Annotated in this window: 7 protein-coding genes and 1 other RNA gene; all 8 read right to left on the bottom strand. The window is 35.5% G+C overall.

Going from position 1 to position 8,397, the window contains the following annotated elements; translation table 11 throughout:
• Positions 1-2: 2 nt before the first annotated feature.
• Positions 3-1,196 carry a type II secretion system F family protein gene (locus RR539_RS07415; protein ID WP_332474480.1) on the bottom strand — a complete coding sequence of 398 codons (1,194 nt, stop codon included), beginning with the start codon at positions 1,194-1,196 and terminating at the stop codon, positions 3-5.
• 19 nt (positions 1,197-1,215) lie between these two features.
• Positions 1,216-2,901, bottom strand: a complete 1,686-nt coding sequence (locus RR539_RS07420; RefSeq protein WP_332474479.1) for a GspE/PulE family protein — start codon at positions 2,899-2,901, stop codon at positions 1,216-1,218.
• A gap of 583 nt (positions 2,902-3,484) precedes the next feature.
• A complete protein-coding gene (glyA, locus tag RR539_RS07425; protein ID WP_332483620.1) occupies positions 3,485-4,717 on the bottom strand; it encodes a serine hydroxymethyltransferase in 1,233 nt (410 codons plus the stop codon).
• A gap of 108 nt (positions 4,718-4,825) precedes the next feature.
• Positions 4,826-5,089, bottom strand: a complete 264-nt coding sequence (locus RR539_RS07430) for a metal-sensitive transcriptional regulator (RefSeq protein WP_332474477.1) — start codon at positions 5,087-5,089, stop codon at positions 4,826-4,828.
• A gap of 136 nt (positions 5,090-5,225) precedes the next feature.
• Positions 5,226-5,978 carry a tRNA threonylcarbamoyladenosine dehydratase gene (locus RR539_RS07435; RefSeq protein WP_332483619.1) on the bottom strand — a complete coding sequence of 251 codons (753 nt, stop codon included), beginning with the start codon at positions 5,976-5,978 and terminating at the stop codon, positions 5,226-5,228.
• Between the two features lie 37 nt (positions 5,979-6,015).
• A non-coding RNA gene (gene ssrS, locus RR539_RS07440) (6S RNA) lies at positions 6,016-6,194 on the bottom strand.
• 94 nt (positions 6,195-6,288) lie between these two features.
• Positions 6,289-8,082, bottom strand: a complete 1,794-nt coding sequence (gene aspS / locus RR539_RS07445; protein ID WP_332483618.1) for an aspartate--tRNA ligase — start codon at positions 8,080-8,082, stop codon at positions 6,289-6,291.
• Between the two features lie 15 nt (positions 8,083-8,097).
• The coding region (locus tag RR539_RS07450) for a His/Gly/Thr/Pro-type tRNA ligase C-terminal domain-containing protein (protein ID WP_332500292.1) at positions 8,098-8,397 on the bottom strand (300 nt) is incomplete at its 5' end.

The following is an 8,397-nucleotide window of genomic DNA, read 5'->3' on the forward strand; positions in this document are numbered from 1 at the left end:
CCTTACATGCTTCCATATAGGGTAAACATAGGTAGCATTACTGATGCCATTATTACTCCAAGAACTAGTGCTAGGAATACGATAATTACTGGTTCAATTATTGTGTTGATTCTGCTTACCTTAACATCTACTTCGTTTTCATATAGGTCTGCTGCTTTTTGAAGCATATAGTCTATTTGTCCTGATTCTTCCCCTGTTTTCACCATTACAGTGAATATTTTAGGGATTATTTCTATGCTCTCTAGGTTAGTACTAAGACTTTCCCCTGCCTTAATGCTAGCTGTCATTCCCTCCATATTCTTAACCATGCTTTTGTTTAGTACAACAGACTTGGTTATTTCTATGGCAGGTAACATTGAAACCCCTGCTTCTATTAATGCACTTAGTGTTCTTGAGAATCTTGCAAGTGCTGCATATATAAGAATTTGGCCTATTACTGGTATTTTCAGCTTCATGCCATCTATTGCTACTCCACCTTCACTTGATGCGTAATATGCCTTGTAGCCAAATATAATAGCTACCACAAGTGCTACAAGAAGGTACCAATAGGTTTTCATTCCACTACCAACAGCTAGTACAAATTTAGTTATTGCAGGAAGTTCTATATTCATTTCTTCAAACACCTGCAAAAACTGTGGTATAGCAAATATCATAAGTGCAGCTATTGCAAGAACAGATACACATACTAATATGCTAGGGTAGATTGTTGCATTAACAATCTTTTGGTTCATTTTGTACTGCTTATCATAATAAAGTGCCATTCTATCAAATGCCTTATCAAGATCCCCTGTTATTTCACCTGAGGCAATCATTGTACATAAAAGGTCAGGAAAGGCTGTTGAGTTATCCCTCATTGCCTGTGAAACCGATGTTCCTGTTTGAACCTTTTTCTGAACATCCTTTAGTGCCTTTTTAAAATTCTTATCCTCTGTTGCGTCCTCCATTGCCTCAATAGCCACAAGAATATTAACTCCTGAGGATAGCATTGTAGATACCTGTCTTGAAAATAGGGATATGTCTCGGAGCTTTGTTCTACATTTCTTTCCTCCAAAGCTCATAGATTCTGAACCTATTTCAATAATGTACATACCTCTTCCCTGAAGTATTTCCCTTGCTATTTCTTCATTTTGGGCATCTAAGGTACCTCTTTTCTTTTTTCCACCTTTGTCTATAACCGTGTAATTATACTGTGCCATAACATAACCCCTTTTACATTTATATTGAGTAGGTTACTCTCATATATTCTTCATAGGTGGTCTCTCCACTTAGCACCTTATCTATACAGCTTCTTGATAGTGTTACCATACCGTTTTCAAGTGCTACCTTCTCTATATCCTTACTAGTCCCCCCTGCAAATATAACTCTTTTAATAGGGCTATTAACTAGCATGATCTCGTATATTCCTGTTCTCCCCTTATATCCTGTTCCATTACATTCTTTGCAGCCCTTTCCTTTATAAAAAGTGTAGCTTTCTCCATGGTTTAAATTCATAGCTGTTATTTCTATATCCTCAGGGATATAACTTTCCTTGCAGCTTGTACAAATAGTTCTTACTAGTCTTTGGGATATAACCCCAACCAGTGAAGATCCTATTAGAAAGTTTTCCACCCCCATGTCATTAAGTCTTGAAACTGTAGTTGGAGAATCATTTGTATGTATAGTTGAAAGAACTAAATGTCCTGTAATAGCAGAACGTACAGCTATTTCTGCTGTTTCGCTATCTCTAATTTCACCAAGCATTATTATGTCTGGGTCCTGTCTTAGAATTGATCTTAATGCACTTGCAAAGTCAAGTCCTGCCTTATAGTGTACTTGAACCTGATTAATCCCATGCATTTTACTTTCAACAGGGTCCTCAACAGTAATAATATTAGTACCTACCTTATTAAGCTCACTTAAAATCGTATATAAAGTAGTAGTTTTACCACTTCCAGTAGGACCTGAAACTAGAATAATTCCATTAGATGAATTTATTATTTTGTTAAATGCATCAAGGTCATTTTTAGTAAATCCTATTTCTGACTTACTCTTTAAAAACCCTGCTTTATTCTGAAGTCTTATAACTATTTTCTCCCCAAACACTGTTGGAAGAGTTGAAACTCTCATTTCAAACTCATCATTAAAATAGGTATAATTCATTCTTCCATCCTGGGGTACTCTTCTTTCACTTATGTCTAGATTAGATAAAATCTTAATTCTAGCAACTAGTGGAGGTAGTATGCTCTTTTTAAATGTCATACTTTCTTGAAGTATTCCATCTACCCTAAACCTAACTCTAATTACCATTTCGTATGGCTCTATATGAATATCACTTGCCTTTGCCATTACGGCTTGTTCAAGAATCGAGTTAACTATTTTAATTATAGGTGCTGAATTCTCATCATCATCTTCCTGAACTTCTTCTGCTGCTTTAGATAGACTTTGTGTTTCCTTTGCAAAGTTTTCAGCAACCCTCATAGCCTCTTTCTTAGAATAGAAAATATCCTGCCTTCTTATAATGTCACTTTCCTTAGCAAGTATTGCCTTTACCTGTTTTCCTGTATAAATAGAAACATCCTCAAGTGCAAATATATTTAATGGGTCACTTAAGGCAACCACAATTGTACTTTGGGTCATTCTAATAGGAATAAGGTTGTACTTTCTTGCTATGGTTTCTGAAAGAGAGTCTACAGCCTCAGGTTCAATATGCTCTATATTAAGGTCTACAAGGTCAATAGATAACTGCTTCTTAAGTACATTAAGCATGTCCTCCTCATCAACCATACCTGTATCAATTAAAACTTTTCCGAGCTTTTTACCAGAGGATTTGTGAATAGCTAAGGCATCCTGAAGCTGACTTTCTGTAATCTTTCCTTCGTCAACTAGCATTTGTCCAAGCCTCTTTTTAACTACAGCTGCCACCTAGTCCACCATCCTAAAATATTAATATTTTGTTGATTAATTATAGTGAATAATAAATTACTACGAATTGAATATAAGCTGAATTATGCTTCAAATAACTTATACTTGTTTTGAATATTAAGTGTTGAATTTGTGAAAAAGATTTAGATTCGATAAAATTCCCAACACTTATTAATAGATATGTCATTCTTTCTAGTTTTAAAACAAGTTTTATATAATGTATATTAAATAAATCTTCCTTTTTTCCTTTTAAATATTATAAAAATATTTAATATTATCAAAATAATCCATTTATTTCTATAATATACTATTAGAGAAATTTTTCAATCAGAAAATGAATTTTAATTATATTAAAAAGTAGATTCGTGTTATTCATATTTTATTAACAAATATATTAATATATTCTATATTTTAACTTTAATATTTTAAAAACGTATATATTAGAAATTAAATTAATAAACTATATAAATAAAAAACTACTAACCTTAGCTAGTAGTTAATTAAATCATATTGTTTCATATTTAAAAAATAAAAACTAAAGGCTACCAACATTAGTTAGTAGCCTTATATTGTAAGTTATTAATTACTTGTATAGTGGGAACTTAGCACATAGTGCTTCAACTCTGTTAAGAGCTGGAGTAAGATCCCCATCCTTGTTGTCGATTACCCATCCAATAATGTCAGCAATCTCGATCATTTCTTCCTTACCGTAACCTCTTGAAGTTACAGCTGGAGTTCCTATTCTAACACCACTTGTTACAAATGGGCTTTGAGTTTCGTTAGGAACTGTGTTCTTGTTAACAGTTATCTTAACTTGGTCTAGTAGGTGCTCAGCTTCCTTACCAGTTACACCCTTGTTTCTAAGGTCTACTAGCATTAGGTGGTTATCAGTTCCTCCTGATACTAGGTTGAAGCCTCTCTTAGTAAGCTCATCTGCAAGAGTTGCAGCGTTCTCAACAACCTTCTTTTGGTATTCCTTGAATTCTGGAGTTAGAGCCTCTCCAAAGCATACAGCCTTAGCAGCGATAACGTGCTCTAGTGGTCCTCCTTGGATTCCTGGGAAGATAAGTCTGTCAACAGACTTAGCAAACTCAGCCTTACAAAGGATAAGTCCTCCTCTAGGTCCTCTTAGTGTCTTATGTGTAGTTGATGTTACGAAGTCAGCATATGGTACTGGATTTTGGTGTAGTCCAGCAGCAACAAGACCAGCAATGTGAGCCATGTCTACCATGAAGTATGCTCCGATTTCATCAGCGATTTCTCTGAACTTAGCGAAATCAATGCTTCTTGAATAAGCACTTGCTCCAGCAACGATCATCTTTGGCTTAAGCTCTAGAGCCTTAGCTCTTAGGTCAGCGTAATCGATGTATCCCTTTTCGTCTACTCCGTATGAACTGAAGTCATATAGAGTTCCTGAGAAGTTAACTGGGCTTCCGTGTGTTAAGTGTCCACCGTTTGAAAGGTCCATTCCTAGTACCTTGTCTCCTGGCTTAAGAACTGACATGTATACAGCCATGTTAGCGTTTGAACCTGAGTGAGGTTGAACGTTTGCATGCTCTGCACCAAATAGTTCCTTTATTCTATCGATAGCTAGGTTTTCTACAACGTCTACGTACTCGCATCCACCGTAGTATCTCTTAGCTGGGTAACCTTCTGCGTACTTGTTTGTTAGCTGTGATCCCTGTGCTTCCATAACTGCAAGACTTGTAAAGTTCTCTGATGCAATTAGCTCAATATTTGACTCTTGTCTCTTCATTTCGTTAATAATAGCTTCGTATACTTTTGGATCTGAATTTTTGATTTGTTCTAAACTCATTTTAAATACTCCCTCCTAGTGATATCTCCCGTAATATATTTTATTATAGTGATAAATATAATTTTTGACAATAATAAATTTGAAAATTTTATTTTTCAGAAAATTTGTTTATTTGGTGAATTTTACTATGGTGTCTATTAGCTTCTTAATTTCCTCTTGGCTATCCTCACTATTGGATACTTTTGTAACGCATGAGGTAGAATAGTTCTCTAGGACAACTCCCCCTACTTTGTTAATTGCTGCTCTAATAGCTGCAATTTGTACAAGTACATCTGTGCAATCTGAACCATTTTCAATCATTTTCTGAATGCCTTTAACTTGTCCTTCAATTCTTCTAAGCCTGGTTATAATATCTTTTTTAGCTTTTTCCATAATAATTACCTACCTAAATATACTTAATTGTGCTACTCAATAGACCCATTTAAAGTATATAATATAGCGTACTTCTAGATTATACAACATATATATTTAAAAAAACAATAGTTTTTGATAATATTATAGCATAATACTATTTTATTAGGTCTTTAATAACCTCACCTGCAATAATTAATCCTACAACAGATGGTACAAATGATATACTTCCTGGAATTTGTCTTTTGGCTGCACATGTTCTGTCAGCTCCCGGTGGACATATGCAATTTGACTTACAAGAATTCATCTCACTATCAACCGGCTTAATAGGTGTTTCCTGTGAATAAACAACCTTAAGCTTCTTAACCCTTCTTCTCTTAAGTTCATATCTCATAACCTTAGCAAGAGGGCATACACTTGTTTTATATATATCAGTAACCTCAAATCTAGTAGGGTCTAGCTTATTACCAGCTCCCATACTACTGATTATCTTAATCCCCTTATTAGAACATCTTTCTGCCATATCTAACTTTGATGATACAGTATCTATAGCATCAATTACATAATCATAATCGTCTTTGATTAAATCTTCTGCAGTATCCTTTGAGTAGAATGCCTTATGAACTTCAACATTACATCTTGGGTTAATTTCAAGAATTCTGCTTTTCATAACCTCTACCTTGTCTTTCCCGACTGTTTTAGTTGTTGCGTGAATCTGTCTGTTAATATTAGTTAAACAAATATTGTCATCGTCAACTAACACAAGGTTCATAACTCCGCTTCTTGCAAGAGCTTCTGCTGCAAAAGAACCTACCCCTCCAACACCAAAAATAGCAACCTTTGAATTACGTAGCTTCTCCATACCTTCACTGCCAAGTAAAAGCTGGGTTCTTGAAAAAGGTCCTAGCATACTACTTCCTCCTATTATGTAAAGTTAAAAAACTAAAATTAAGCCCACCATACCGCCAGGTGAACTGTTAGTTCCTGGATAATCCAGGTGGGTATCCTCTCGTAAGAACCTTGCTTCTGAAACTAGTCAGCATGCGCCTTCCCTACGAATATGAATTCCCGTTAACAATGTGTTGGAACAATACATGATCCACCCTATCGAATACAGTAGGCATTAACTCCATATAAAATTATTAATTACAATATATCATCACTATCAAAACTAATCAATAGTTATATTTATATTATATTAAAAAGTACTATTTATTATACTAGTTTTGCTCTTGGAAATTTTTGATAGCAAGTGAAAGTTCTGTTAACTGCTTGTTATCAACCTCTGAAGGAGCGTTAGTCATAGGGTCTGCTGCATTTTGGTTCTTAGGGAATGCTATAACATCCTTAATGTTCTCAGTTCCAGCTAGGAACATAACAAGTCTATCAAGTCCGTATGCAAGACCACCGTGTACTGGAGTTCCATACTTAAATGCTTCAAGTAGGAATCCAAACTTATCGTATGCTTCTTCCTTAGTGAATCCAAGTGCCTCAAACATCTTCTCTTGAATTATGCTATCGTGGATTCTAATACTTCCTCCACCAATTTCTTCTCCGTTTAGAACTATGTCATAAGCCTTAGCTCTTGCCTTTTCTCTACATGTATCAAGAAGTTCTAAATCTTCTTCCATTGGCATTGTAAATGGATGGTGCTTAGCAACATATCTTTCTTCCTCTTCATCATACTCGAATAGTGGGAATTCAGTTACCCATAGGAAGTTAAGATCCTTGTTGTCCTTACCAATTAGACCTGTCTTCTTAGCAATTTCAAGTCTAAGTTCACCTAGTGACTTGTAAACAACTGAATCCTTATCAGCAACAATAAGAATAAGGTCTGTATCCTCTCCCCCAACAGAGCTAATAATACTTGCCATTTCTTCTTCACTGAAGAACTTAGCTATAGGTGATTTGATCTCACCTTCCTTAAGTTGAATCCAAGCAAGTCCTTTAGCTCCAAATGTCTTAACAAACTCACCTAGCTTATCAATTTCTTTACGTCCAAAGCTTGCACATCCCTTAGCACAGATAGCTCTAACTGAACCACCGCTTTCTAGTGCATCCTTAAATACCTTAAACTCACATCCCTTAACAACATCACTAATGTTTTGTAGTTCAAGAGAGAATCTTGTATCAGGCTTATCACATCCGTATCTATCCATTGATTCGCTATATGGAATTCTCTTAAATGGAATTTCTATATCTATTCCATGAACTTCCTTCCAAAGTCTTTGAAGAAGTCTTTCGTTAAGCTCTATAATATCATCTATATCAACAAATGAAAGTTCCATGTCTATCTGAGTAAATTCAGGTTGTCTGTTAGCACGAAGATCTTCGTCTCTAAAGCACTTAACAATTTGGAAGTACTTCTCAAACCCTGCTACCATAAGAAGCTGCTTAAATAGCTGTGGTGATTGTGGTAGTGCATAGAAGTTTCCTTGGTAGTTTCTACTTGGCACTAAATAATCACGTGCTCCCTCTGGTGTACTCTTAGTAAGCATTGGTGTTTCAACTTCTAGGAATCCATTTTCGTCTAGGAAGTCACGAACAACCTTTGATGCCTTATGTCTTATAATAAAGTTTCTTTGCATATCTGGACGTCTAAGGTCTAGATATCTATGCTTAAGTCTAATATGCTCAGCAGCATCTAGGTCTTCCTTAATGTAGATAGGTGGAGTATCAGCCTCTGATACTATTCTTAATGACTCACCAAGAATTTCTATCATACCAGTTGGAATATCTTTGTTAGGTGATTGTCTCTTAGTAACAACACCTTCAACAGCAAGAACATACTCGCTTCTTATTGATTCAGCCTTATTGAAGGCTTCAGCGTTAATAGCTTCTCCAAATATAACCTGAACCATACCACTTCTGTCTCTTAGGTCAACGAAAACAAGTCCTCCAAGGTCACGTCTTCTTTGTACCCATCCCATAACTGTAACTTTTTCACCAATGTTTGCTTCAAAAATCTCTCCACAGCCATTAGTTCTCTTTAAGCCTTTAATGCTTTCTCCCATTATAACTTCCTCCTACTACTTATCCTTCATAATCATTACTAGATCTGATAGTGCTATATCAACTGATTCTGATGTTTCCATGTTCTTAAGTGAAGCCTTGTTCTCCTTAAGTTCATTTTCTCCAAGAACTATTGAATACTTAGCGCCTAGCTTGTTAGCATATTTCATCTGCGCCTTAAGACTTCTTGATAGAAGATCTCTTTCACAGCTAATTCCCTCTAGTCTAAGATCTTGTGCAAGTTTTGAAGCGTAAGTTTTTGCCTCATCACCTAGTGCAGCTATGAAAATCTTAACACCTTCTGGCTTATTTATTTC

The sequence above is a fragment of the Clostridium sp. genome (assembly GCF_036639235.1).
Lineage (GTDB): Bacteria > Bacillota > Clostridia > Clostridiales > Caloramatoraceae > Clostridium_AB.